Below are 26,699 nucleotides of genomic sequence, written 5' to 3'. Positions count from 1 at the left end.
TCAAGATTCAAATTGCTGTTTAAGCAAAATTTATGGAGGATTAAAATGAGTAAAAGTATTAGTTGGATGAGAAACAAGGCAGTGATGGTGGGTTCAGCCGCGTTATTGACAGCAGCAATGCTAGCATTACCAGGAATGGGGGTAGTTAAAGCCGCTACGCCAGTAAATGCCACCGTTACAATTAAGACTGCAGTAATGGACGGGGGGACATTGGTTAATGCCCAAGCGGTTACTGTTAACAAAGACAATCCAACCTTAAAAGATGCCATTGAAGCGGCAGAAGTTGCCACCGGCGTTGATGTGGATATTGTACAAACACAATATGGCTATTATGTTAAAGCCGTGGAAATCGATGGACATTCTTCCACCAATAAATTCTTTGATGACAATGGTACTGCCAGCTATGATGCGATTTCGCCAGATAATGTAGACTATGCCTTCAAAGGCAATGTTGACAACATTACTGCACCGGCTTTTATCGGCAATCATTTTTGGACTAACACCGTTGCAACCACCGATTATTTAACCGAAAAAGATTATAATTATAATTCCGGTTGGATGGTTGAACTGAATAATGATAACTATGCCAATTATGGTATTGATACCGCTTTAACGAATGGCGATAATATTGAGCTTGACTTTACCATGTTTGGCAGTGCTGATTTGGGTGGAACGGCTTATGTATTAGCACCTACTGCTTTGGATGCGAATGGCCCTTGGGTAGCAGTCAGCGCATTCTAAACCAGTTATAAAAAACTGTGTTAGGATAAATTGTTTTAGCAAAAATGCTTAATGTAAAGCCCCGGTTAATTCCGGGGATTTAATAAAATAAAGAGGAGAACACGAATGGAAGGGAAAAGCTTCAAACATTACGGAATTTTATTAGGTTTATTACTGATTATTGGATTGATATTTCCACTAACTGCTTTTGCAGCAGACTATACCCCCAGTCTGACTAAAACAGATGGGGTTTACACGATTAGCACATTGGCGCAATTGGAAAGCTTCCGGGCCGATCTGGCAGCTACCGGTTCAACCGGTTACCTTAATGAAACTGTAGTTTTAACAGCAGATATTCAAATCGAAGAAGGTAATGAGTTAAGTATTATAAATAGCAATAATAGCAATTTCAACGGTACTTTCGATGGGCTAGGGCATAAAATCACATTAAATAATCTGGAAGTTGTTGCTCAACGTTCGATTATTCCAAGAAACTATGGGATCATAAAAGACCTCAACGTGCTTGTTAATGATGGGACAACAAAAACAGAAACAACGGCAGCGCGTTCACCGTTATGTGATGCCAATTATGGAAGAATTGAGTATGTTAAGGTAGAAGGTAACATAAAAATAGCTGCCGCCAATACAAAAACAATAACAGTAGCTGGTATTACTGGCTCAAACGGTGCTGGGGGAGAAATAATTGAAAACTCCATTAGCAGCATCAATTATACATTAGATGGAACACCTGAAGAAATCGAAGCATATCAAGGCAGAACACAAGGGGTCTCGCTTTACCAATTCTATGCAAGTGGTCAAGGGGATTTAAATAAATGCTATTCACTGGGTAAAGTAACAAATTCAGATTTTGCCAAACCAACGGCAACAAAGGGGAGGGTTGCAATTGGCTTAGCGGTGTATTCATCAGGAACTGGACAAGGGGTATCGTACTATAACAGCGAAAACTTGACACCGGCAGTTGTATTTGGAAGTGATGTGGCATATAAAGATACGCCAGAGAAGGTTATTGGTAAGACAACGGCAGAGCTAAAAGATCAATCCACGTTTTCTGGATGGGATTTTGATAAAATATGGAATATTTCACCAGAAACGAATGATGGATACCCGTATTTAGATATACGAACCGCTGTTAAAAGGTTGTCCGTTAAACCAACCTTTGAAGAAAAAATATGGAATGACGGCAGTGATTTGACCGCCAAAGTAACCGGGATGGAGTTTGCAGGACTGAGCGAAGCGGAAAAAGCATTGGTAGAAAAATATAAAATTACCATAAACTTTGATCCAACCAACGATATCAAAAGCGCCGTATTTAAGAGCATGCAGAATTTGGGTTGGCGGGATGTTACAGTAGAATATAATACTCAGCCTACCATTACCGTTGGTGAAACAGAAGCAGCCAGTACTGATGGCTATACCTTTGTTTTTGATGGCGCTGTTACTGGTCAAGCAAGAATTGTGGATAACGGTGCCGCCGGTCCAAATAAAACCGAACAGGATGCGCAAATTGCCAAAGCCAAGGAAGCCAACACCATCATCTTTGAGAAATATATCGGCGATGGCAGTGCCTATTTAACGCCGCTTACTGTGAATGACAGTCCGGTTGGTGACAAAGAATTCATGCAGGATTTTTGGGCCATGTTCTCTGCAGCCCGGGGCGATTATGTCCCCGGTGGGGATACCGCGTTCTATGACAAGTGGTTTGCCAATGTCAAAACCAGCCTTCATACCCTTAAGGAAGGCGGCCTAGAGGCAACCGATATGAAGGTGACCGCCTGGACCAAGCTGGTGCTGGCCATCACCGCTGCCGGTTATGATGCCCGGGATATTGAAGACTATGACCTGATTAAGATCATTTCAGATAAGTCGTATCTGAACAATAGCTTGATACTGCAAAAAGAGACCGCCATTCTTGCCCTAGTTGGTGGGGGCTATCCAGTTACAACGGAGAATCCCATCGTTGATTTTGCAACCATCGCGCAAAATGGTGCAGCGTATATTAACGGATGGCAAGACAGCAGTCTTACAAATGGGGATAACGCCATGTTTATCCAGTATTACGGTTTTTACATGAATGATAATACGGATTTAAAGGCAGCGATTGAAAACCTGATGTATAACCGCGTGGGTGGTGACAATCCAATCCTTCAAAATGGAGACGGCTCCTTTACCACTACCGGTTATGACTTAAATGCCTATAACAATGCCCAGATGATGATTGCCTTGGGTTGTTTTAATATGAACGTGTTTGATGACCATTTCATTCAAAACGGCAACACGGTTCTGGATTCGCAATTTAATTTCATCGATTTTGACAACAAGAATTATGGTGGATTGACTTATGAAATCACCCAGCTCACTCGGGGTTTTACCGCCGTCATTCGCCAGTATGAAGGTCGCAACCAGATCTTTGATACCAGTGATATTGTCGGGGCCACCAAACCGGTAAATGATTTGCTGAATGCACTAACTAGTACGAGTAGTACTGATGATATCAAGGCTGCAAAAGATGCTTATGAGGCTTTGAGTGATGTAAAAAAAGCTTCAATTGGCAAGGTGAATCAGGAAAGAATAACGGCTTTGGGTATTGTTGATTTAATTAATAACTTGCCTGCGAAAGACGATCTGAAAGCCAGCGATAAAGCTGATGTTATGGCAGTTCGCGCAGCTTATAAAGCATTAACGAGTTCGCAAGCGCAGGAACTGGTAACGAACTTAAGCGACTTGGCAGCGCGGGAAGCAAAAATTATAGAATTGTTAAAAGAATCAAGTATAAAAAATGATGCCACTGGCATTGAAGTCGTTGGTTTACCAAATACTGTAACGGCATTGACCATAACAGATAAAATTAGTGATGTCGATCTGAAAAAAGCAGCAGCAGACGCAGCCGAAAAAGAAGGGTTAAAAAATATCGAAATCGTAACTTTGTACGATATCAAACCAGATATGAGTCCTGCAGATCTGGAAACCTTTAATAACTCAACAGATACCTATGTGACCATTATCTTGCCGATACCTGATGGACAGCAAGGAGCGACCAATTATCGGGTATACCATCAGAAAGCTAATAGTACCACCGAATGGATAACCCCGATTATCTCAGATGATAGCAAATCGTTAATCTTTAAAGTCAATTCTTTTTCAACCTTCGGAATTACTAAAAGTCTATCGGCTGATGAGATTGCAGCCAAGGTGGTAAGCGATCAAATCGATGCTTTGCCGGCAAAGGATCAGTTAAAACTTACGGATGAAGCGGCTGTTGTAGCCGCCCGAAATGCTTATAATAACCTTTTGCCTGATCCACAAAAATTGGTCACCAATTTGGCGAAACTGAAAGACCTTGAAGATCAAATAACGGTCCTTAAAAATGCTGGAACAGGTGAAGAGCCAGGTGGTGAAACTGAAGAGCCCAAAGCGATTACGATTACGGTTGACGTGGAACGTTTCACCATTGGCCAGGGTTTTTATGTGAAACCAACGACCCTGTCAATTAAAGAAGGTGATACGGCGAGAACAGCCATTGAAAAGTTGTTGGGTAGCGGGAATCTGCTTGGCAACGTGGGTTATCTTGCCGGAATTAAAGGTGCTGATACCGGAACGGCTACCATTCCTTCGTACATTGTAAAAGAATTAAACGCTGGAGACAGCAGTGTTGCCAATGCCTATGGACAGAAATACACTGGCAGTGACCTGGAAGAATTTGACTATAGCTCTTATTCCGGTTGGATGTACTTTGTCAATAATAATACACCTAACGTGGGTATGGATCAAAAAAAATTAAACGATGGTGATGTGTTGCGATTAGCCTTTACCTATTGGGCAACCGGTGCTGATTTAACCGGAAGTGGCTATATCGGAAGTGGAATAGATCGGACTCCGATTAAAATGAGTTTTACACCGGCCAATAAAGACGGTCTGCTTGAAGCCATTGCCAAGGTTAACGGAAATTCCGCGTACTTAAGTGATGCAGCGATCAGTGAAGCCTATGAAACCGCCATGACGGTAGTGCAGGACATGACTTCGTCGCCGAGTGTCACCAATAACGCTACCACTAATTTAAATAAAGCCATATCTGCATATAAACCAGGTGGAGACACAGCTAATGATGCCAAACTGGCCAAAGCAGTCAGCGATCAGATCGCCGGATTGCCGGCAATAACTAAACTGGCACTGACTGATAAAGCTGCGGTAGTAGCTGCTCGAACTGCTTATGATGCATTAACGAGCGCTCAGAAAGCGTTGGTTAGCAACCTGAGTAGCTTAACTGCCGCCGAAACCAAGATCACCGAGCTTCAGACCGCCGCCGATAAGGTTGCTGCCAAGGCTGTTAGTGATCAGATTGCCGCTTTACCGGCAGTGGATAAGCTGGCACTGACCGACAAAGATGCGGTTGCTGCCGCCCGGGCTGTCTATGACGCGTTAAGCGAAGCCCAGAAAAAGCTGGTCACGAATCTTAGTACATTGACGGCCGTCGAAACACAAATGGCCAAGCTGCTGGCTGGCGAAGCCACCGAAGCCGACAAGGCCGCGGCTAAAGCTGTCAGCGGACAGATTAGTGGATTGCCATCTGGCGACAAACTGGCCCTGGGCAGCAAGGCTGATGTGGTTGCTGTTCGTGTTGCTTATAATGCTTTATCGGATATTCAAAAATCTCTGATTACAAACTTGGATACTTTGGTTGCTGCCGAAGCGAAATTAGCCGAGTTAGAAAAGGCTACTCCGCCGGTAAAAGACGAAGCGACCGGCATTGAAGCGGTCGGATTACCCAAAGGCGTTGGTCTGAAGGTTGAACCCGAAACAAATGATACCGACAAAACGGAAGCAGCTAAAAAAGCGGCGAAAGAAGCGGATATCAAAGATGCTAAAATCGTCAGTCTCTATAGCATCAAGCCGGATATGAGTGACGAAGATCTGGCCAAATTTAATAACGATCCGGAAAGTTTTGTGACCTTGACACTGCCGTTGGGGGATGATCAACAGGGGTATAACAGTTACAAAATCTATCACAAAAAAACTGACGGCACGGTGGAATGGATTACCCCAACCCTGTCTGCCGATGGGAAATCGCTGATCTTTAAAGTGAGTGCTTTCTCGGAATTTGGCGTAGTGGGAACAGAAGCACCAACTGAAATCCCCACCGTTGATTTCAGCTACCGCACTCATGTCCAGAATGTAGGCTGGCAGGATTGGAAAAATAATGGGGCTATGAGTGGAACCCAGGGTCGATCGTTACGATTGGAAGGGATCGAAATCAAACGGACCGATACTGCTGACGTGGATCTCGGGATTCGTTACGAAACCCACATAGAAAATATCGGCTGGGAAGATTCATGGAAAGCTGACGGCATCATGAGTGGTACTGAAGGCCGGTCATTAAGACTGGAAGCGATCCGGATTGAATTAACCGGAGCCGATGCTGAAAACTATGATGTCTATTATCAGGTTCATGCTCAGAACACTGGTTGGATGGCCTTTGCCAAAAACGGTGAAGATGCCGGAACAGCAGGATTTGGCTATCGCCTGGAAGGGATTCACGTGATTGTGGTACCCAAAGGTCAAGCTGCACCGACACCTGAAGACGGAAGCATTGAGACCGCTTTTCTGGTTAAAAACTGAGTAATAAACGAATCAGTTAAAGCAGTAAACAAACACAGACCCCTACGGGATGGAGGCTTAGCCTTCATCCCAAAATATAAAATGGTTTAAAAAGGAACCGTCTGGTATCGACTGGCTGACTTTTTAGATAAAATCCTTCTTTCTTTTTAACACGGCAAAACGTTTGTAACACTAAGCCGGGCAGCGGTACAGGGGTAGTCACCTGTGCCGTTGCTTTTTTTGTCTATGGATTAACCGCAGGTGATCAATTTTATCGTTGTCCAAAAATTTGTAGCATCTTAAAACCAGATCAGGTACAATAAAAACTAAGATTTAAATGAGTAAAAGATAAAATTGAATAGAGAAATACTGGAACTGATCCGTGACATGAGCAACTAACCATTGAGGATTTTCTGCACCGGGCGGTTTTTGAGGGTGATCCTGAGATACTGGGTAGTGGGTTCTTTAATCGTCTGGATACAACGGTGGTGTGTAAAAAAGGCTCCCAGGTAGATCGCTATTGCCGGGAAAATGGGTTTACGGTGGAAAACCAGAAATGAAAAAATTAACGAAAAACGGTTGCAATTTTTAAAACCGAATGTTAAAATTGCCTTGTAACTTAAATGAGATTAAGATACGAGCAACAATAAATTAAATATTATGAGATGATAAAGTCGCCGAATTATATTGGCTATGGTAAAAACAGTGATGTTTTTACCGCGAGGAATCGGGTGAAATTCCCAAGCAGATGCGCTACCGTGATTGCCGCAAGGCATCAGTCGGGAACTCAAGCTTTATCGACAGATACGATTCAACGCAGAGTGGATCAGATCATAAAAGTTCTACAGCAACACTGGAACTTCTGTCTAAGGCCTTTTTTGGCTTTGATGGGAGTTCTTTTTTTGTATAAAAAACAGAAAATTGGAGGTTCCAATGGCGACCAGAAAAACAATTGTAAAAACCTGTCCGTCCTGTTTTCAGTGCTGGCCTCAATGATAAGATCGTTACCTATCTGGGCCACAAGATCAAGGATGATATTACCCTGAAAATGAAAAACGCAAAACCGCCAATCCGGGTCCATAAAGCCCTGTTTGATTCCATAAAAGGCAAAGCAGGAGAGCTTAACTTTGGGCTGCTCAGCAGCTCCCCCAAACCCATCTTTGTTACCACCCCGACCCGAGACTATGAGTATCTGCTCAAAAAAAGCCTCCTCCGCCATCAATTTGAAGAAGCGGAAGGACTGTACCAGATTGACGAGGGCTGGGGCGCGGGGATTGATAAGCTGCGGATTGTCTAAACCTTATGAGCGACAAAGCGGATACAGCTTAATAAAAATCCACAAACACTACAAAATGATGCTTACGGTGAAATCAAAAGAACTTAAAAAAGATCTACAAAATCAATAAGAAGGCTTTTGGTTATCACATTAAGATAAAGAAAAATAAATGATCATTGAAAACTAAATAGTACAACCTCTTAAAAAGATACTCCAGGTAGCTACACCTTGAGAATAGATGTGAAGCATTGGGCTTCATGGTTTGGTTAACAAACAGAAAGGGGGCGCGTGTGAAAAAGCAGGAAGAGCAGAGCTGCAGTCTTATCCGATTGGAGGAACCGGCCAATTGACTGCAGGAGCACCGGTTCAACGATGGTTTTTGGCAACGAGGGCAAATAAAAAACCTCAGGAATTGACAGATTCCCGAGGTGGGTGACAACAAGTCACATTAGATAATTATAATTTAGCTTACCCTCTATTGACAGTGATGTCAAGATTCAAATTGCTGTTTAAGCAAAATTTCAAAATTTATGGAGGATTAAAATGTTTAAAAGTTTAAGTTTGCAAAAGAATAAGTTGATGATGTTGGTACTAGCGACGTTGCTGACATTAGCGATGGTGGTATTGCCGGGAATGAATGTGGTAAAAGCAGCTACTCCGGTAACTGTGAAGGTTTCTTTTTGTGAAGATGGTGTGCCCATTGATTCATCACTGGAAGATATGTCAGTAACTGTTGATGATACAGCTGCGGTTTTAGCACCACTTCCAGCAAATTATCCCAATTCTGGAACGCCAACAGCTTTTGATGCAACCATCTCAGCTTATTATGATGCAATGGGATCTCAGTCACTCGACGGAATGACATATGGTTATGATTCTGTAGGCACAGGATATTATGTAAACGAGTTTTTTTATACACCAATGAGCGAAGTTGAATCATATTATAGCGGGACACCAGGTCAGTCTTATTGGCATGGTTATAGCTGGGTATTGTATATCAATGGTTCGGAAAGCAATCTTTACGCTAGCAATGTTGTTTTAGATGATGATGATACGATTGTTTGGGATTATAAATATGTTGAAACTACTTGGTAGAATGAATTAACTGTGTAAAAAAACGAACAGGTTATATAAGTTTTTATATAGCCTGTTTTTAAGTATAAGCTATTAATTATTTTAGGAGAAAAGTGAATGAAAACAAAGAAGTATATAGTCTTTTTTTCGGTATTTTTATTATTGTTTATATTAGGGGGAGTAATTCCTCAAATGATTCATGCCGAGGAGTTGGATGATAGCGCCCCGGTTGTTTATTCATCAGAGCTAAAAAGTTTAACCATTGGAACTACAAAGAAATCAGCGATGCCTTACACTGATTTCAATATGTACCAAAAAATTAGCGCGTTCAGAACGACGTATTTTCAGCCCCAATTGCTGGATGGTGAACATAACATTTATTATGCAGATATAAAAGATAATACTAAAAATTGTTATCTGTTTATTGCCGGTGAACGAAAATCGCCCACTGCAACCGTAGAAATTAGTGATTTGTCTGATCCAAATAATCTGAATGAAAAGAATCTGGCGATTGATTATACCATGGGTTATACGGGGGCAGGCATAGCTTTAGGGGCAACGCCTATTGAGCCGGAAAACCCTTTTATTACAACTGGTCCAGTGCCAAGTCCTGATAATTTTCTTAGCGTTCATTATGGAATGACCTGCTTTAAAATAACTGTCACAGATAACAATGAAAGCGAGGTCTACTATTTAATCTTAAATGATAACGGAACGGGTATTTCTCCAGCATCACATAGTTCTGATCGAAAAATCGATTATCAAGATATTACGCTCTATAATGGGGAAACAAAGGCGGTACTCGAAGATGACTATCAGTACGTGAAAGCGGATAGTTATGCTGGAATCAATTTGGAAAATCAGTTGCCGGATGAGATTAGATCCATTCGTTTATCTTTAAAACGTGGATTAGTCACGACAACCTATCCCTATGTTGAAAGTGGAGAGTATTTAAGTGAGTTTTATCAACAGAATAGTAATTATGTCTCTATTAATGGGGGAGCATGGTCTCGTGTTGATGGTAACGGAACGGGCATTAGTCAGGAGCTGGTATTAAATCAGGGACTGAATATCTTACAGATTAGAAGTAGAAGTGATGGTGAAGTACGACCATCTTCATCTTATAATATACCAATCAATTATTCAACCCGAGTGATTTTATTAATGCGTGAAGGTGATAATACCTACTTGGTAACACCTGGCGAAGATGTTTCACTAAAAGAGCCGATTCAATTATATCGGGCGCTGGCACCAAATACAAATAAACCCGGTGAAGTTTTTAAAGAACATAAGATTTATGAAGAAAATGGGAAAAACTATATTGATTTAAAAACCACGGATCAATACTTGTGTGCGAAAGTTTTGCCAACTGATACGAACGCTATCATTGGGATTAATGGCGCTACACAAAAAGTTGGCGGGAGCTATCTTCTTTACCTTGATCCTGACGTATTAAACGAAGAAACGCCTATTTCGATTAGTATTACTCCGGCTAATGGGGATGAAACAAAAGAAGAGCTCCATGATATCTATATTAAGTGGACGCAAGGTGGAGCCAATATGGAAGGGGTAGAAATCACTAATGCGACCTTGGATCAATCATTTAAAAGTGACTTGTCTCGCTATCTGGTAACCTCAACAGGCAGTGAGGACATAAGTTTTACATTTACGCTAACAGAGGGAGCGAAGATTTCGGCAATTTCCAAAAACTGGACGGAACTCGATGTTACCGATACAACAGTATTAAATAATAATACAATCACCGTGGGTGCTGACACACAGGAGTTAATCGTTACGGTCGACGCAACTTCCGATGGAGTTTCCTTTAGCAATGCTTACTATTTCGAATTTCCCCTGGTTAAAGAAACTGTTTCAGACGATACTAAACAGCGGGCAAAAACGTTACTGGATAAATCCATAAAGAATTTTGAAGCAAGTCAAGGAGATCAACTGACCAATACTTATTGGGATGTTTTTGCATATGCGGCAGCCAATGGCGATCTGAACAGGAAATATGCCTATAATGTCGAAACCCACAACTCCACATCAGCAACCAGTTATGGTGCGATTATTTTGGAGCTGGTACTCAGCGGCGAAAACCCGTATAATTACCATGGTATTAACTATGTCGAAAAGCTCTTAGGAGAGCAAGGGGAAGGCGGCAGTTTTGGTCCGTGGGGGAGCAATATCTGGGCCTTGATGGCCCTTGATGCTGCCGGGGCTCAATACAACAAACAGGATATACTCATAAATAAAGTAGCTTCGGAGGCGGCCAGTAGCAGTTTTGATCTGGATATGCGGGGGTGGGCCTTGATTGCATTGGCCAGCCATAACGATGTCCCGGGAGTCGAAGCTAAAATCGTTTCAGCAGTTCGTGATATTAAGAATTACCAGGAAACTGAAGGGGACTATAATGGTGCTTTCCAAAATCCACAGTATACGAACTATAATATTTTAACTCATTCTTGTGTGGTATCTGGTTTGGCGGCCTCGGGATTAGATATTAACGGAGCGCTATGGGCAAATGGCGATAAGAGTGCCCTAACTTATCTAGAGAGAGATGAGTTTGTCGGTCTTAATAGCACTCAATATATTATTGCGTTAGGTGACGTTTATAACGGCAGCAGTGTCTGGCAGCGGGCCGCTTTGACACGAGAAGAGGTCGATCAACTGGTTGCACAGGCGGAGACAGCACTTGCTTCTGCAGATGATGGATTAAAAAAGGACAATCTAAAAGAAAAATTAACGGCCACAAAAACAGCCGCCCAAAGTGTTGGCGAAAATATTGTAACTGGTTTAGGTGAATCCTACTATGCCTTAAAAAATGCTCTTGCATTAGTTGACTCAACCATCAAACCAGATGTAACTATTGGCAGTGATCAGGTTCAGGCAGATTATGTCATTGGTTTAATAAGTGCGTTGCCGACAGGTGCAACTTCAGATGCAAAAAAGCCGACCAGGTTGGCCTATTATGCCCTTAACGATACCCAGAAAAAACTTGTCACAAACCGCAGCTTAATTCTGGATGATAGTGACATTGCCGGGGAAGTAACGATTTTGATTAATGCCTTACCTTCACTGGAATCGATCACCATTGATCATAAAACGGCGGTTATGGGAGTAAGAAGTGCCTATGATCTCTTGACGGAAAGTCAAAAGCTGCTTATCAGTGCGACAACACTTCAAAAATTGACTGATAGTGAAGCGAAAATTAAAGCATTGGAAGGGGCAGGAGAAATTAGTGCCGATCAGAAGGCTGCTAATGCAGTGATTGAAAAGATTAACGCATTGGGTAGCATTTTAAGCTATAGTCAAAAAGCAACTGTTGATGCGGCCAGAGCAGCTTATACATCACTTACCACTTATCAGAGAAATTTAGTTACGAACCTCAGCCAGCTGGAAGCAGCAGAAGCAAAAATCATTGCCCTAACACCGGAATGCACGATTACTGTAACCATTGAGCGCTTCACTATCGGGCAGGGCTTCTATATTGAACCTCAAACCCTAACTATTAAGCAGGGCGATACTGCCTGGGATGCCGTTGAGAAGTTGTTAGGTGCCGAGAATATGGTTATCGGTAATGATCCCGGATATCTTGCAGCAATTAAAGGTGCGGATTCTGGTGCTGTCTCCATACCGAAGTATATAATCGATGAGTTAAATGCCGGCGATACCAATGCAGCTAAATCGCATGGGAAAACGCAATCAGGCAACACCCTTGGTGAAAAAGATTATAGCGATTATTCTGGCTGGATGTATTTTGTCAATAATAGTTCCCCAAGTGTTGGGATGAAAGGTAGCACCTTAAAAAATGGAGATGTACTTCGTTTGGCCTTTACCTATTGGGGAACCGGGGCGGATGTAACGGGAAAAGGTACTGACGGAAATAATGTTACTTACGAAATGAGCTTTACTCCTGAAAATCGAGATTCCCTTCTTAAAGCATTGGCCAAGGTCAATGGCAATACCGCCTACCTAAGTGACGCGGCCATCAGTGAAGCTTATGAAGCAGCCATGACTATTGTACAGGATATGACTGCAAAAATAAAACCGATTAACGACGCAACCACCGCCCTGAACAAAGCCATTGCCGACTATAAACCAGGAGATCCGGCAAATGATGCTAAGCTGGCCAAGGTTGTTACTGATCAGATCGCTGCACTACCGGCAGTGGCCAAGTTGACCTTAACTGATAAAGCCGCTGTCACCGCCGCTCGGACCGCCTATGATGCGTTGACAACGGCCCAGAAAGCACTGGTGACCAACCTTGGCACCCTGACAGCCGCTGAAGCCAAGATCACCGAGCTTCAGACCGCCGCCGATAAGGTTGCTGCCAAGGCTGTTAGTGATCAGATTGCCGCTTTGCCAGCAGTGGATAAGCTGGCACTGACCGACAAAGATGCGGTTGCTGCCGCCCGGGCTGTCTATGACGCGTTAAGCGAAGCCCAGAAAAAGCTGGTCACGAATCTTAGTACATTGACGGCCGTCGAAACACAAATGGCCAAGCTGCTGGCTGGCGAAGCCACCGAAGCCGACAAGGCCGCGGCTAAAGCTGTCAGCGGACAGATTAGTGGATTGCCATCTGGCGACAAACTGGCCCTGGGCAGCAAGGCTGATGTGGTGGCAGCTCGCACTGCCTATAACAAACTGACCGACATTCAAAAAGCGTTGGTCTCCAACCTGGATGCGTTAGCTGTGGCTGAAGCTCGGATTGCCGAGCTGGAAGCGGCAACGCCACCGGCAAAAGATGAAGCCACCGGTATTGAAGTGGTTGGTCTCCCTGAAGGCGTTGGCCTGAAGGTTGAACCCGAAAGCGGCGACGCCGACAAGACCGACGAAGCGGAAAAGGCAGCTACAGAAGCCGGCATCAAAGATGCCAAGGTCGTCAGCCTCTACAGCATCAAGCCAGATATGAGTGACGAAGCGTTGGCTGAATTTAATAACAATCCCGACAGCTTTGTCACCCTGACGATGCCGTTAGGCGATGACCAGCAGGGTTATGACAGCTATAAGATTTATCATAAGAAAACCGACGGCACCGTGGAATGGATTACCCCAATCCTGTCCGCCGATGGAAAATCACTGCTCTTTAAAGTCAATGCCTTCTCCGAGTTTGGCGTCGTGGCAACAAAGGCTGTTGAGATCCCCACCGTTGATTTCAGTTACCGCACCCATGTTCAGAATGTGGGCTGGCAGGACTGGAAGAATAACGGTGCCATGAGTGGAACCCAGGGACAATCTCTGCGGTTGGAAGGGATCGAAATTAAGCGAGCCGATACCGCTGACGTCGACATGGGCATTCGCTACGAAACCCATATCGAAAATATCGGCTGGGAAGACAGCTGGAAAGCCGATGGCATCATGAGCGGTACCGAAGGGAAAGCCCTGCGACTGGAAGCGATCCGGATTGAACTAACCGGAGCCGCTGCCGAAAACTACGATGTTTATTATCAGGTGCATGCTCAAAATACCGGCTGGATGGCCTTTGCCAAAAACGGTGAAGACGCCGGAACAGCAGGATTTGGCTACCGCCTGGAAGGTATTCACGTGATTGTGGTACCCAAAGGACAAGCCGCACCGACACCAGAAGAAGGAAGCATTGAGACCGCGTTTCTGGTTAAAAACTGAGTAATAAACGAATCAGTTAAGGCAGTAAACAAACACAGACCCCTACGGGATGGAGGCTTAGCCTTCATCCCAAAATATAAATAGGAGTTCTTTTTTTGTATAAAAAAAAGAAAATGGGAGGCTTCAATGGCGACCAGAAAAACAATTGTAAAACCGGTCCGTTCGGTAGTACTTAAATAAAAAAAGAGCAGCGTGTTGGCTGCTCTTTTATGCTATCATTTTATTGAGCTTGCTTTTTTCTCAGTAAAAACACTTCTTTTTCATTTAGCAATTCTTTGTGTAAAATGAAATTAAGCGTCTCTTTGGTGTCGGTGAAATATTGCTCGGTATCAGTTTTGAATTCGGTTAAAACAGCAACCTGATCGGCGACAGCATCTAACTTAGTTTTGACACTAGTTAAATCAGATTCCAAGGTATCAAAGCGACCCTCCATGGTATCAAACTTTTTTAGCACAATGGTTTGAAACTCTTCGTTAGTCATAAATTCCCCTTTCAACGATCGGATATGTCGAGTCTCTTCGTTAGTCATAAATTCCCCTTTCAACGATCGGATATGTCGAGTCTCTTCGTTAGTCATAAATTCCCCTTTCAACGATCGGATATGTCGAGTTCATCTTGCAGATCATTTTAATTTATATTATTATACCTTAGTTTGTCAAAAATTAAAATAGTTATTTGAGGATTATAAACTCAAAACGACACCAATTATTTTCGAGTGATGATATTTTAAAATGAAGCAATTGTTAATAAAAAATATTGCAATTTCATACAGCAGATGATAAGCTTTATATAATAAGATGCAAAGCTGTTTGTTATACAATCAGTGGTGTAAAATTTAATCATGTCATAAAGAATGCCGGGAATGGTGTTAGTCAATCACATTATTCCATTAGGCTTAAGCAGGCAAGGCCTTTTTGTTTGCTTCAGGGGAATCCGGGTGAAAATCCCGAACAGATGCGCTACCGTAATTGCCAAAAGCATAAGCCGGGAACCTATTCTTTAGCAACAGCAATCGACCTTCGCAATTAAGGCGGTTGAGCAACAAAAAGTTCTACAGCAACTACTGGAACTTCGATCACAGGTCATTTTTTGACTTGGATGGAAGTTCTTTTTTTGTTGATTTTTCGCTTATATCATTAAGATAAAAATCAGTTATTGTAATTAGTACAGTTTGGAACAAGGAGGGATAGAGAGGGAACAAAGCTTGAGTCAACGGTTTGATAATCATTTAAAAAGAAGGAGAAAAAGCGAAATGAAAATGTTTAAGAAATCAAATGGGGTTTTGGCTATTCTATTGGTTTTAGGGATGTTCACACCCTTGTCGGTTATGGCAGCGGTTAACGAGGTGGAAAGCGGCAATGCCGGTGGTTCGGTTGTTATTGATATGGAGCGGTCAACGATTGGCCAGGGATTTTTCATCGAACCGGTTAAGATCAACTTTACAGAAGGTGAAACCGTCTTTGATCTGGTTTCACGATTGGCTGGGCCTGACAACATTATCGGGAGTAAGGTTTACATCAATGGTATTAAAGGAACTGATGCCGGAGTAGAATCGGTGGTGATCCCCAATTATATTGTCGAAAAGCTTGGCGGTGGTGATACCGCAACAGCCAAAGCCTTTGGAAATGCTGGCACGGATAATGCATTAGGGACCACCTCTTACAGTCAACAGGGAGGATGGATGTATTTAGTCAATAACCTCAGTCCGGATGTCGGTATGGGCGATTATGTGGTTAAAGACGGCGATGTTGTCCGGATTGCTTTTAGTTACTGGGGCTATGGAGCTGATCTGACTGGTTATGAATGGGGCTCACCGGAACCGAAGGTGATAATCGGTAATAAGGATGCCCTTTTAAAAGCAGTTGCTATCGTTAACACCGAGATGAAAGAAATTTATTTAAGTAATGATATCATAAAAACGGCCTATGACAATGCCATTGCAGTATCGACAAACATGGTTGCATCACAAAACGAAATAAATGTCGCAACCGCAGAACTTAACAATGCCGTTGCCGCCTTTAGTGTTAACGCTAGTTATCGGACTCATGTACAAAATGAGGGATGGCAAACGCTAAGGAAAAACGGGGAGGTAAGCGGAACGATTGGCGAATCACTGCGGCTGGAAGGGATTGAGATAAACCTGGAAGAAAATGCCGAGTATGACCTTGGTGTGGAATACAAGACCCACATTGAAAATCTGGGCTGGGAAGAGCAATGGAAAAGCAATGGGCAAATGAGTGGCACAGAAAAACAGGGTTTACGTCTGGAAGCCATTGATATTCAATTGACTGGCGCTGATGCCGATCAATTTGATGTTTATTATCAGGTGCATGCCCAGAATGTGGGTTGGATGGGTTATGCTAAAAACGGTGAGAGTGCCGGAACGGCAGGTTTTGGTTACCGACTGGAAGGTATAAAAATACAGGTAGTATCCCATGGTGCACCGGCACCAGTGGCGGCTGAGGGCACTGCGGGTAATGCATTTATAACTAAGTAATGAAAGGTGAAAAAATGAAAAGCTTGTTAAAAGACGTTAAAAGAAAAAGCTGGCTAATGGCCGGTTTGCTGATTTTAGTTTTGGTGTCTGCCCTAGGGTGGATGATGCCGGTCAAAGCCGCCGATAACAAAACAGCCATTGCGGTGAAGGTGGTCTACACCATCGAAAACAAGGTGGTTCCGGCTCAGGGAATCAATGAGAATTATGATGAATTCCTGCTAGCCAGCTACACGACTAAGTTAGTGGCGGCAGATGGTACCAGTGCGAGTCAGGCAATTATTGATAAAAGTCAGGCCAAACTGGTCCCGATGTACCCGGAAAGTACAATCCAAAATCCACTGATGTTTAGTGGGCTGGAATCAAAAGCTTATGATTTTAGTGGCGCTATTCCGGCACTTTTGAATCAGTACCTCATTGAGTATGACGAAGCACTGGCTGGTAACTATCAATTGACCTACTGGTACGAAGAAGAACGAACACCCTTAGCTGGGAAAGATTTTGAAGCCAACATGCCTTCGCTTAGCTATAATGGCAACACAACGGTACCTGATGGCGCTAAACAGGAAGCATTGATCAGTTCGGCTGAAAAATTGATTCAGGATTCACTGGTTTACCGCTTGCCGTCTACGGTATCGGGACAGGATGCGGTATTTGGAACAACAACCCAGGCCTATGGCTCATGGTTGATCTTTACGGCAGCCCGGGCCGATTATACGCCACACAGTGGCTTTTATGCCGAATGTTATGATGCCTTTGTGCAGAAATATCAGAAATCAGACAAAAAAGATGCTCAAGGCAAGCCTTTAAACGAAGGCTTTGATGCCAATGAGGTAGCCAAGGATGCCCTGGCAATCACCGCCATGGGTTATGATGCCAGAAATGTTGGCGGCTATAATCTGATTGAAATGCTGACCAATGGCAAGAACCCATCCGATGGGTATTTTGTTAAACAGGTCAGTGAATTTGCCATTGATTCTTATAATTACTTGCCGGACCGTGACCATGACTATATTCACGAACTGGCAGCTAATGCGTTAGCGGGGTCAGTTTCACACAGCGATCCATTAGTTGATATGTATATCATGGAGTTTCAACCGATTGCACCATTTTATGATCCCAATGCCAAGGTTGGCGATGAGTTTTACGATGTAAAACAGGCAATGGAAACGGTGCTTATTCCTTATTTCACCAGGATTCAAGGTTACACGGGTCTCTTTTACAGTGGTATTGAATATAATAATGCCTGGTCCAATGCCCAAAGTTTTATCATGTTAGGAACCGGAAATGTTGATATTTTTCAAGCAGAGTTTATAAAGAATGGTTACACCATGTTGGATCAGTTGACTGACATAAATAAATCCTTCTCTGCCGATGAAGGTCAGATCGCCAGGGGTTATGAAGCCATTGTGCGAGCTTATCGGAATCAGAATAAGCTTTTTGACTGTACCGATGTCAGCAATTCTACCGTTAAGGTGAATGACGCCATTTGGTCCCTGCCAGAGGCCTCTGCAATCACGGCAGCCAACAAGGCAGCAGCTCAGCAAGGCTTGGATGCGGTGGATGCAGTACTTGGTTCGCTCGATTTAACGGCGAGTCAGAAAAGCAACATTGATATGACAAAGTATAATGCGGTTAAAGCGAAGGTTGAAGCAACGGAAGATCCCACCGACCCCGTTGAACCAACGGTTCCGACCGTCAATTGTTTGTATCGAACCCATATTCAAAATGATGGTTGGGAAAAAGAGTTTAAAGCCAATGGAAAGATGAGTGGTACCGCTGGCCGTTCGCTTCGCTTAGAAGGCATTGAGGTAAAACTACAAGGTGATGCAGACCTGGGTATTGAGTACAAAACCCATATTGAAAACATCGGCTGGGAAGACGCATGGAAAGCCAATGGCGACATGAGTGGTACCAAAGGACAGGGATTACGCCTGGAAGCCATTGACATAAAACTAACCGGAGCCGATGCCGATAAATTTGACGTGTACTACCGTGTTCATGCGCAAAATTCTGGCTGGTTAAACTGGGCTAAAAATGGTGATAGTGCCGGAACCGCCGGTTTTGGTTACCGACTGGAGGGCATCAAAATTGTGGTGGTGCCAAAAGGTGAAACACCTCCGGCGGTAGAAACAGGAACCAATGACTTAGCCTTTATCAACAACAACTGATGTTAAGGTAAACTGGGTTATAATGCCAGCATAAATCAAGGAGGTGAGCATTAGATGATTCTGATGAATATTTCAAATTACTCCGGCGATCTGGAAAAATTTGAAGGCGACTGGAAGAATGTGCAGAGTTTTTTAGAAAAACACCAACTGGATGGTGTGGAGTTGATTTGTTATGAAGAAGATTATCTGGATACGCTACCACGACAGATATTAAAAGGACTTCACTTGAAATATTTTCCCACCTGGCTGGAATTTTATCAAAATGATATGGCAAAGGTGTCGGAGATGTTTGGTGGGATGAAGGGGGTTCGTCAATATTATGGCGGTACCCATCCTGACATTCTGGTGGAGGCCTTTCGGCAGGAATATCAGCGAGCCCGGGAATTTGAGGTGGAGTATATGGTCTATCACGTTTCCCACGTAACCACGGAGCATTCATTTACCGGGGCTTTTGATTACACCGATGATGAGGTACTGGATGCAACTGTGGATCTGGTCAACCGGGCTTTTGATACCAATAGTGATGTACTGCTGCTGTTCGAAAATCTATGGTGGCCGGGGTTAACCCTCTTAGATAGGGACAAAGCCCAGCGGTTTCTGGATCAGATCAACTATGAAAATAAAGGCATCATGCTGGATCTCAGTCATTTGATGATCACAAACCCCAAGCTAAAAACAGCTCAAGAAGGTGCCGAATACATATTGGATTGCATTGAGAAGCTGGGTAGCTTAAAAGACTGGATCAAGGGCGTACATGTGAATCTGTCATTACCAGGAGACTATCTGTTATCAGATCATCGTACACAGTATCAAGAAATCCTGGCAACTGAAGATCAGTTTGAACGCTATCTTAAAACGGTGGGACATATTAAAAAAATTGACTGGCATGTGCCTTTTGATCATCCACTGGTTAAAAATATTATTGAGTCGGTGACGCCTGAATATATCGTGTATGAGTTGTTGGCCAAAGATTATGAAAGTCTGGATGCCTACATGGCGATTCAAAATCAGGCTATGGGATGTATTTGACCAGAGCAGAATAATTACTGAAAAGAGAATAATAAATAGTTTTTTGTTAAATGGTACTAATTAATGGCAATAAAAACTAAAAAACGGTTGCAATTTCAGATTCCTGGTGTTAATATTTAATTGATCTATTAAATGCGGTTAATTACTGACTGGAATTTAATTGGAGTTTCGTTATTCAAAATACGAAGTAAAAAGATTTTGAATAAGATTATTTTGACAACTTAATAATTGTTATAAAGAATGCCGGGAATGGTGAGTTTGATCTCAGTCAATTCTATTAGGCTTGATAAGGTGATCAGATTTATCGATCAAATTATCTTAGGGGAATCCAGGTGAAAGTCCTGAACAGATGCGCTACCGTAATTGCCTTTGGGCATGAGTCGGGAACCTATTCTTTATTAACCGGTATAATCCTTCGCACTTGAGGATACATGCCAAACAAAGTTCTACAGCATATTCTGGAGCTTCTGTCGTCAGTCATTTTTTGATTGAGACGGGAGCTCTTTTTTTGTAATTGTTTGGAAAATGTAAAAAAATTTTGATTAATGAAGTGAGGGAGAAGATGAAGAAGTTAATGAAGAAGATGTTGATGCTGGGATTAATGATGACCGTCCTGCTTTTTTCAGGACCGGTGCAAGCCGAAGAGAATGTGCCGGTTCAGGAAGAGGCACAGACCGGAACCATCAGTATTTCGGTGGAAAAATTTTCCTTGGGCGAAGGTTATTATGTCGAACCGGTGCAAATCCCTATTTATACTGGGGATACCGGAATAACAGTGTTAAACCGTTTTTTAGGAAGCGATAAAATTGTATGGAAAAGTAATTATCTGGTTGGCATTTACGGTGCTCAGACTGGAGAACTCAATGTACCCGCCAGTATCTCTAAAATGGAATCCCATCAGGATTTTGGCGACGCACCAACAACAGAAACGGCCCTGGCCGAAGGTCTGACTTACCCGGATCGGCTATCAGAGAAAGATTACAGCCCCATGTCCGGATGGATGTATTCGGTTAACAATGTTTTTCCCGGTTATGGACTGGACGGGTATACGCCAGCTAATGGCGATGTTTTTCGGTTGCAATTCACCCTCTGGGGTTACGGTGCCGATTTAGGTCAGGATTTTATGGGCGGAATGGCACCCATTAATCAAACGGACAAAAGCGATCTGACAAAACTGCTGGCAGAGATTAACTCCAGCAGCAAAAAAAGTCAGTATCTACAGGATACTCAGTTTAAAACATTGTATGATCAGGCCTACAAAATGATGATGAATTTTGAAGCAACGACAAAACAAGCGCGTGAATTATATAATGAACTAAAAGCCGCTATTCCCGTGGTAACTGAGCCCGTCAGTGCCACCTATCATACCCATATTCAAAACGTTGGTTGGGAAGAAATCTGGAAAACAGATGGGGTGATGAGTGGAACCTCCGGTCGGGGCTTACGACTGGAAGGGATTGAAGTTAAACTCAGTGGAACTGAAGGCCATGATTTAGGCATTCGGTATAAAACCCATATCGAGAACATCGGTTGGGAAAACGATTGGAAAGCTGATGGTGTAATGAGTGGCACCAAGGGACGGGGCCTGCGACTAGAAGGGATTGACATTGATCTGACAGGGGCAGATGCCGGGCAGTTTGATGTATATTACCAGGTTCATGCCCAGAATTTTGGCTGGCTGGATTGGGCTAAAAATGGTGAAAGTGCCGGAACCGCGGGCTTTGGCTACCGGTTGGAAGGCATTCGGATTGTGGTTGTACCCGCTGGCGAAGCAGCACCGGGCTCAACGGAAAGACCTTTTGTTACCAATAACTAATCAAGCCAACAGAAGTAAATGATGCTTAAGCGGGCTGGAGTTGTCAGGATAGAAGTTAATCAATGATTGCGTTGAGATGAAAGTGATGTGAAAAAATGAAACACAATTTAATAAAAAAAGTCAGCTCCTTTGTGTTAAGTGTAACACTGTTGCTCACATCCAACGCGATGGTATTAGCAGTCGGAGAGGTTAAGCCACAGCAGAGTAGCGTGACGGTAACGGTGGAAAAACTGACGCTAATGGATGGGTTTGTTTTAGCACCGACTAAGGTAACCGTTGGCAGCGGTGAAAGTCTTGGCAGTATCCTGGATCGGGTGGTCGGAAACCAGATGATCTGGCAAGGTGATCGGCTTTATGCGGTGGTTGGAGCGCAGTCTTCAGGCGATTCGGTACCTACTGTTATTTCGGCAATGGGAGTTAACGAAAATAATGAGGTATCGCCAACCCAGGCTAGCTTAAATGAAGTTGGACTTTTGTCCCCTGGACAACTCGGAGAACGCGATTACAACTCCATGTCGGCGTGGATGTGCACGATTAACAATCAACTGATCGGCAGCGAAATGGCAGGCTATGTTCCGAATCCTGGCGATGTTATCCGGGTGCAGTTTTCATTATGGGGAAACGGTGCCGATCTGGGGCAGACTCTTTCTGGAAACGTACCAGCTATCTTTGTGGCGGACAAAGACCCACTTTTAGAAGCCTTAGCTCAAGTACGGAACAGCCCGTATTTTAATCAGTTTATGACCGATGCGGCTTTTAGTGATGCCTATGATCAGGCCATGAGTATAGCGAAGAACTTACAGGCCTCACAGGGGGCCGTCGATGCGGTGACAGATCAATTAAAAACGCTACAGCCAATTCCCGCTGAGTCAATCACGCTATCGGTTGGAAATCTGGAAATGAATGTGGCTCAAACCTATGAACTAAAGGTGACGGTTTATCCGGAAAACGCGACCCTTGGCAAAGTAGTGAACTGGCAGTCCGCTAATCCGGACGTGGCGATGGTTGATGATAATGGTGTGGTTACCGGGATGGGGCCAGGTCTGACAACGGTTTTGGCAACAACACAAAGTGGCGATTTAAGCGCGACCTGTTTGGTCGATGTAAGAGCCATCCCGATGACCGGTATTAAGCTTAGTTTAAATGGATTGGCCCTGGAGACGGCGGGAATCCATCAGTTGAGTGTCTTTTATACGCCGGAGAGCACAACGGACGCAAAAGAGGTGCGATGGTTAAGTTCGGATACTGGAGTTGTGGAGGTATCCACATCGGGTTTGGTTACGGCAACTGGCAAGGGAACGGCAACGATTACTGCCCAAACAGCCGGTGGCCACACCGCGAAGTGTGAGGTGACGGTGGCCACGCCGCGGGAATTGGCGGATGGCATCACGGCAAAAATAAACGCTTTACCAAAAATTAAAGCGTTGGTGCTTTCGGATAAGCCGATGCTGGAAGCGATCAAAGCCGAGTACGAGGTTAGTCCCGAAAATACCAAGCGGCTGGTGAGTGTTTCGGCAATCGAGAAGCTGACGGCTTTGCTCAATCGGATGGCTGAACTGGAGGTAAATCAGGCGCTGGCAAATCAGGTGATTGCCGCCATTAATCTGCTCCCAGAGCCCGATCAGACTAAGCTAATAAACGAAGCGGCAGTGGTATCGGCGAGAGCTGATTTTGTCAGTGGATTAACCGCTGAGCAACAAAGTCTTGTTCCCAAAGAAGCACTTGATAAACTGACGGCCTGCGAAAAAATGATCAAGCTGATCAAAAAAAACAATCAGAATGCTGCAAGAATCGTCATGGCAACCATTGCAGACTTACCTCAAGCATTAACGCTGGCTGATGTTAAACAGGTATCCGCTGCCCGCAAAGATTATGAAGCATTAAATACCGACCAGCAGGGGCTGGTTGAAAATAGTGAGATCTTAAATACGGCGGAACTAGAGATTGTTAAGCAGATCCAGCTTGCGACTTCAGACATTGATGAGCAGACGTTAACGATTGGTTCTTATCAGTTTTTAACATTCTTAGAACTGGGAAAAGCATATGACTGTTTAGCAGAAAGTCAGCAGAGACTCCTGGACACCAGCGTGAAAGATAAAATTCTGGGGCTTCAGAAACGAGTGAAAGCACAAAATAAGGCAGGCGGCGATATTGTTGTTGATACGCCCTGGTATGTCAGTCAACAGGTGGATCAGGTTAAGGTTACACAGATAGCCTATAGCAAATTTATCGAGCTGCTGAAAAACGAAAAAATTAGTTCGGAATCAACCCAATTATTAAATTTATACACCATATCCTTAAAAGATATGACAAACTACAACCTGGACTATATGCCTACTTCAGATGAGCGATTAACCATATCATTATCGGTGAGTAACGATGTTCTGGCTTATGATCAGTTAAGCATTGTTACCCAGCAAAAAGATGGAACCGTTACAGTGATTGACAAAGACCAGTATACACTTTTAGAAAATCGAATTGAATTCAAAAGCGTCAATCCTTCACTGCTGGGAATTATCGTGGATAGAACTTCCCTTAAAACCTTGCAAACAACGATCAATACCGAACAGATTAATCCGTTGGAACCGGAAATCACCAAAGCGCTGGAGAAAACATCGGATTATATGCTAATAGCAGCGGCAAATCCGACCATTCAAAGCGGTCTCTGGGAAACCGTCTGCTTTGCCAGAGGGGGGTATGCGGTGCCGGAAGGCTATTATGAACTGTTCTACAGTAATGTGGTAAAGGAGTTAAACGAAGGGGGCGGATCAATTTCCGGTGATCGGACCAATACCGACTATTCAAAAACCATTTTGGCTTTAACTGCCATTGGCAAAGATCCTACCGATGTTGGTGGTTATAATCTGCTGAGTAAACTGTCCAATTTTACCCAGATTAAGCGGGGTGGCATGATGGCCTATGTTTGGGCACTGATTGCGTTGGATTCAAATAATTACGAGATACCGCTCAATACAACGGGTGTGCAAACCACCCGGGAACTTCTGATTCAAACCATTCTGGATCGGGAAGTGGTAACCAGTGCCGGGGTCCGGGGTGGCTTTTCACTGTATTCAGACAGTGCTGATGCGGCTCCGGATACGGATGTGACGGCGATGACGCTTCAGTCGTTGGCGAAATATAAAGATCGGGAAGATGTTAAACCAGTCGTTGACCGGGCCGTGAACACCTTGGCTGAACTTCAGAATAGCAACGGCAGTTATGGCACCTTTGGTGCACCGGAAACCTCTGAGAGCACATCCCAGGTCATTCTAGCATTGACCTCGCTGGGCATTGATCCCGCCGCTGATCCCCGTTTTATCAAGGGTGATCATTGGATCTTATCCGATTTGATGAACTATTATGTCGACGGAGGCGGCTTTATGCATATAAAAGCCGGCGGTACCGGCAACGGTGGCGGCGAACCCGGCACGCTCAATGGGATGGCTTCTTATCAGGCCATGCAAGCGATGATTTCCTATAATCGCTTAAAAAGTGGGAAACCCTGGATTTTTGGGATTACCGATGGCTTTAACCCAGTCATTGACAAAGAAAAAAGCCTCGATGATATAAAAAAAGAATATGAACAGAGTTTTGGTACTACAAAATCAGGCGGAAGTGGTACGGTTGCAAAAGCGAGTGGTGGAACAACGGCCGCCGGATCTGCTACCGGCACGACGGCGACGGCTGCTTCAAAGGGTGGAACGTCTGCTGAGAATTTTACACCCTGGTCGTTTGATGGTACCTATACTCCAAACGCAAAAACTGCTGAGGCGGAAAATTCTGGGGCCATGATCATTGATCAAATCAATGGTCCGATGATTTTTGGCGGTGTTGTGATTCTACTGACCGGTATTGTGGGAGCAACCATGTATCTGGTTAAGAAAAAGAGAATGAAACGGGCATGAATACGGTTGATAACAAAATTAAAAATTCGCCATGGACACGGCTTTTTAAGAATCGCACCCTGATTTCATCACTATTAGTTTTTATCCTGATCCCCCTGACTATCTGGGTGGGGATTACCTATTTGGGGGATCGGAAATACTTATTTATTAGTTTGCTGATTATTTTTTACAGCTTTATTCCGTTTGGCTTGTCTTTTGAAAATAGAAAGCCGGAAGCTCGGGAACTGGTGTTGATTGCAGCAATGGCCGCCATTGCTGCCTGTGGGAATCTGGCCTTTTTTATGATTACCCCGTTCCAGGCTGGCGGTGCACTGATTATCATTGCTGGAATTTGTCTGGGTCCGGAACAGGGATTTCTAACCGGGGCCATGGCCCGGCTGGTGGTAAATATGTTTGCCGGTCAGGGACCCTGGACCCCCTGGCAGATGTTTTGCTGGGGCTTATTGGGATTTTTAGCGGGGCTCTGCTTTAATAAAGACCTGGAATTTGTTAAAAAGGAAAGCGATTTTAAAATCGTTTTGGGTCCGGTTATGGGTGTGCTTTTCGCAATTCTAATTGGCCTGCTGATGCACCTGTTTCTCAATGTAGGCGGGACCTTTATGGGGTGGCAGCTTTATGGATATGGCGCTATTGGTCTTTTAATTGGCATTCTGATTCAGCACAAGCGGCTACCTGTCGATCGGCTAACCATCGGGGTCTTTGGTTTTCTGACGACCTTCATCATTTATGGGGGAATCATGAACATCGCTGCATTGGTGATGTCAGTCGGTGTTTCTGGTTCCGGAATGGCCATGGATTGGAGCTCCATGAAGCTTTTATATATTTCCGGTGTACCCTATGATGCGGTTCACGCGCTGGGGACGGCGTTTTTTGGGGCGATGTTGGGTCCGGTGATGGTCGAGAAGCTGGAGCGGGTAAAAATAAAATTCGGTCTGTATCAATAACAATTGCCGGTACGACGTTGTTTGTTGAT

At 43.9% G+C, this 26,699-nt stretch carries 12 protein-coding genes and 1 riboswitch; of the genes, 11 read left to right on the top strand and 1 reads right to left on the bottom strand.

The window, feature by feature from the left end; translation table 11 throughout:
- Nucleotides 1-45 precede the first annotated feature (45 nt).
- The 5 genes from DOZ58_RS09755 (at nucleotide 46) to DOZ58_RS18920 (ending at nucleotide 14,311) form a co-directional block, all read left to right on the top strand.
- Nucleotides 46-741 carry a hypothetical protein gene (locus DOZ58_RS09755; protein WP_111888103.1) on the top strand — a complete coding sequence of 232 codons (696 nt, stop codon included), beginning with the start codon at nucleotides 46-48 and terminating at the stop codon, nucleotides 739-741.
- A 105-nt stretch (nucleotides 742-846) separates the two neighbouring features.
- The gene (locus tag DOZ58_RS18925) at nucleotides 847-6,354 is read left to right on the top strand and encodes a DUF4430 domain-containing protein (protein WP_242988470.1); all 5,508 of its coding nucleotides are present in this window, start codon (nucleotides 847-849) and stop codon (nucleotides 6,352-6,354) included.
- A 1,027-nt stretch (nucleotides 6,355-7,381) separates the two neighbouring features.
- Nucleotides 7,382-7,630 carry a hypothetical protein gene (locus tag DOZ58_RS09735; protein ID WP_111888101.1) on the top strand — a complete coding sequence of 83 codons (249 nt, stop codon included), beginning with the start codon at nucleotides 7,382-7,384 and terminating at the stop codon, nucleotides 7,628-7,630.
- Nucleotides 7,631-8,152: 522 nt separating this feature from the next.
- A complete protein-coding gene (locus DOZ58_RS09730) occupies nucleotides 8,153-8,704 on the top strand; it encodes a hypothetical protein (RefSeq protein ID WP_111888100.1) in 552 nt (183 codons plus the stop codon).
- Nucleotides 8,705-8,800: 96 nt separating this feature from the next.
- The gene (locus tag DOZ58_RS18920; protein ID WP_242988469.1) at nucleotides 8,801-14,311 is read left to right on the top strand and encodes a DUF4430 domain-containing protein; all 5,511 of its coding nucleotides are present in this window, start codon (nucleotides 8,801-8,803) and stop codon (nucleotides 14,309-14,311) included.
- A 220-nt stretch (nucleotides 14,312-14,531) separates the two neighbouring features.
- Here the strand turns inward: DOZ58_RS18920 and DOZ58_RS09720 are convergent, their stop codons facing one another.
- Nucleotides 14,532-14,840 carry a hypothetical protein gene (locus DOZ58_RS09720; RefSeq protein WP_162624492.1) on the bottom strand — a complete coding sequence of 103 codons (309 nt, stop codon included), beginning with the start codon at nucleotides 14,838-14,840 and terminating at the stop codon, nucleotides 14,532-14,534.
- Between the two features lie 353 nt (nucleotides 14,841-15,193).
- Nucleotides 15,194-15,326: riboswitch (cobalamin riboswitch) on the top strand.
- 237 nt (nucleotides 15,327-15,563) lie between these two features.
- Between DOZ58_RS09720 and DOZ58_RS09715 the strand changes: the two genes are divergently transcribed.
- From DOZ58_RS09715 to DOZ58_RS09690, 6 genes are all read left to right on the top strand, one after another.
- Nucleotides 15,564-16,808 (top strand): DUF4430 domain-containing protein, encoded by a 1,245-nt coding sequence (locus DOZ58_RS09715; RefSeq protein ID WP_242988468.1) that lies wholly within the window; start codon nucleotides 15,564-15,566, stop codon nucleotides 16,806-16,808.
- Between the two features lie 14 nt (nucleotides 16,809-16,822).
- Nucleotides 16,823-18,976 (top strand): hypothetical protein, encoded by a 2,154-nt coding sequence (locus DOZ58_RS09710; protein ID WP_242988467.1) that lies wholly within the window; start codon nucleotides 16,823-16,825, stop codon nucleotides 18,974-18,976.
- Between the two features lie 54 nt (nucleotides 18,977-19,030).
- Nucleotides 19,031-20,005, top strand: coding sequence for a TIM barrel protein (locus tag DOZ58_RS09705; RefSeq protein ID WP_111888098.1), 975 nt, complete (start codon nucleotides 19,031-19,033; stop codon nucleotides 20,003-20,005).
- Between the two features lie 562 nt (nucleotides 20,006-20,567).
- Nucleotides 20,568-21,821, top strand: a complete 1,254-nt coding sequence (locus DOZ58_RS09700; RefSeq protein WP_242988466.1) for a DUF4430 domain-containing protein — start codon at nucleotides 20,568-20,570, stop codon at nucleotides 21,819-21,821.
- Nucleotides 21,822-21,916: 95 nt separating this feature from the next.
- Nucleotides 21,917-25,726: an Ig-like domain-containing protein gene (locus tag DOZ58_RS09695; RefSeq protein WP_111888097.1), complete on the top strand. Its 3,810-nt coding sequence runs from the start codon at nucleotides 21,917-21,919 to the stop codon at nucleotides 25,724-25,726.
- On the top strand, nucleotides 25,723-26,670 hold the full coding sequence (locus tag DOZ58_RS09690) for an ECF transporter S component (protein WP_111888096.1): 948 nt from the start codon (nucleotides 25,723-25,725) through the stop codon (nucleotides 26,668-26,670). The genes DOZ58_RS09695 and DOZ58_RS09690 overlap by 4 nt, the downstream gene beginning before the upstream one ends.
- Nucleotides 26,671-26,699 lie beyond the last annotated feature (29 nt).

The organism is Acetobacterium sp. KB-1, assembly GCF_003260995.1.
Classification (GTDB): Bacteria; Bacillota; Clostridia; order Eubacteriales; family Eubacteriaceae; genus Acetobacterium; species Acetobacterium carbinolicum.
Note: the sequence above shows the minus strand (reverse complement) of the source record. Positions and strands in the feature narration are given on the sequence as shown.

What these genes read in the sequence shown, in the direction of transcription:
- DOZ58_RS09705 (WP_111888098.1), top strand. Translation starts at nt 19,031, where the DNA reads ATGATTCTGATGAATATTTCAAATTACTCCGGCGATCTGGAAAAATTT.
- DOZ58_RS09755 (WP_111888103.1), top strand. Translation starts at nt 46, where the DNA reads ATGAGTAAAAGTATTAGTTGGATGAGAAACAAGGCAGTGATGGTGGGT.
- DOZ58_RS09730 (WP_111888100.1), top strand. Translation starts at nt 8,153, where the DNA reads ATGTTTAAAAGTTTAAGTTTGCAAAAGAATAAGTTGATGATGTTGGTA.
- DOZ58_RS09735 (WP_111888101.1), top strand. Translation starts at nt 7,382, where the DNA reads ATGAAAAACGCAAAACCGCCAATCCGGGTCCATAAAGCCCTGTTTGAT.
- DOZ58_RS09695 (WP_111888097.1), top strand. Translation starts at nt 21,917, where the DNA reads ATGAAACACAATTTAATAAAAAAAGTCAGCTCCTTTGTGTTAAGTGTA.
- DOZ58_RS09715 (WP_242988468.1), top strand. Translation starts at nt 15,564, where the DNA reads ATGAAAATGTTTAAGAAATCAAATGGGGTTTTGGCTATTCTATTGGTT.
- DOZ58_RS18920 (WP_242988469.1), top strand. Translation starts at nt 8,801, where the DNA reads ATGAAAACAAAGAAGTATATAGTCTTTTTTTCGGTATTTTTATTATTG.
- DOZ58_RS18925 (WP_242988470.1), top strand. Translation starts at nt 847, where the DNA reads ATGGAAGGGAAAAGCTTCAAACATTACGGAATTTTATTAGGTTTATTA.
- DOZ58_RS09720 (WP_162624492.1), bottom strand. Translation starts at nt 14,840, where the DNA reads ATGACTAACGAAGAGACTCGACATATCCGATCGTTGAAAGGGGAATTT.
- DOZ58_RS09700 (WP_242988466.1), top strand. Translation starts at nt 20,568, where the DNA reads ATGAAGAAGTTAATGAAGAAGATGTTGATGCTGGGATTAATGATGACC.
- DOZ58_RS09710 (WP_242988467.1), top strand. Translation starts at nt 16,823, where the DNA reads ATGAAAAGCTTGTTAAAAGACGTTAAAAGAAAAAGCTGGCTAATGGCC.
- DOZ58_RS09690 (WP_111888096.1), top strand. Translation starts at nt 25,723, where the DNA reads ATGAATACGGTTGATAACAAAATTAAAAATTCGCCATGGACACGGCTT.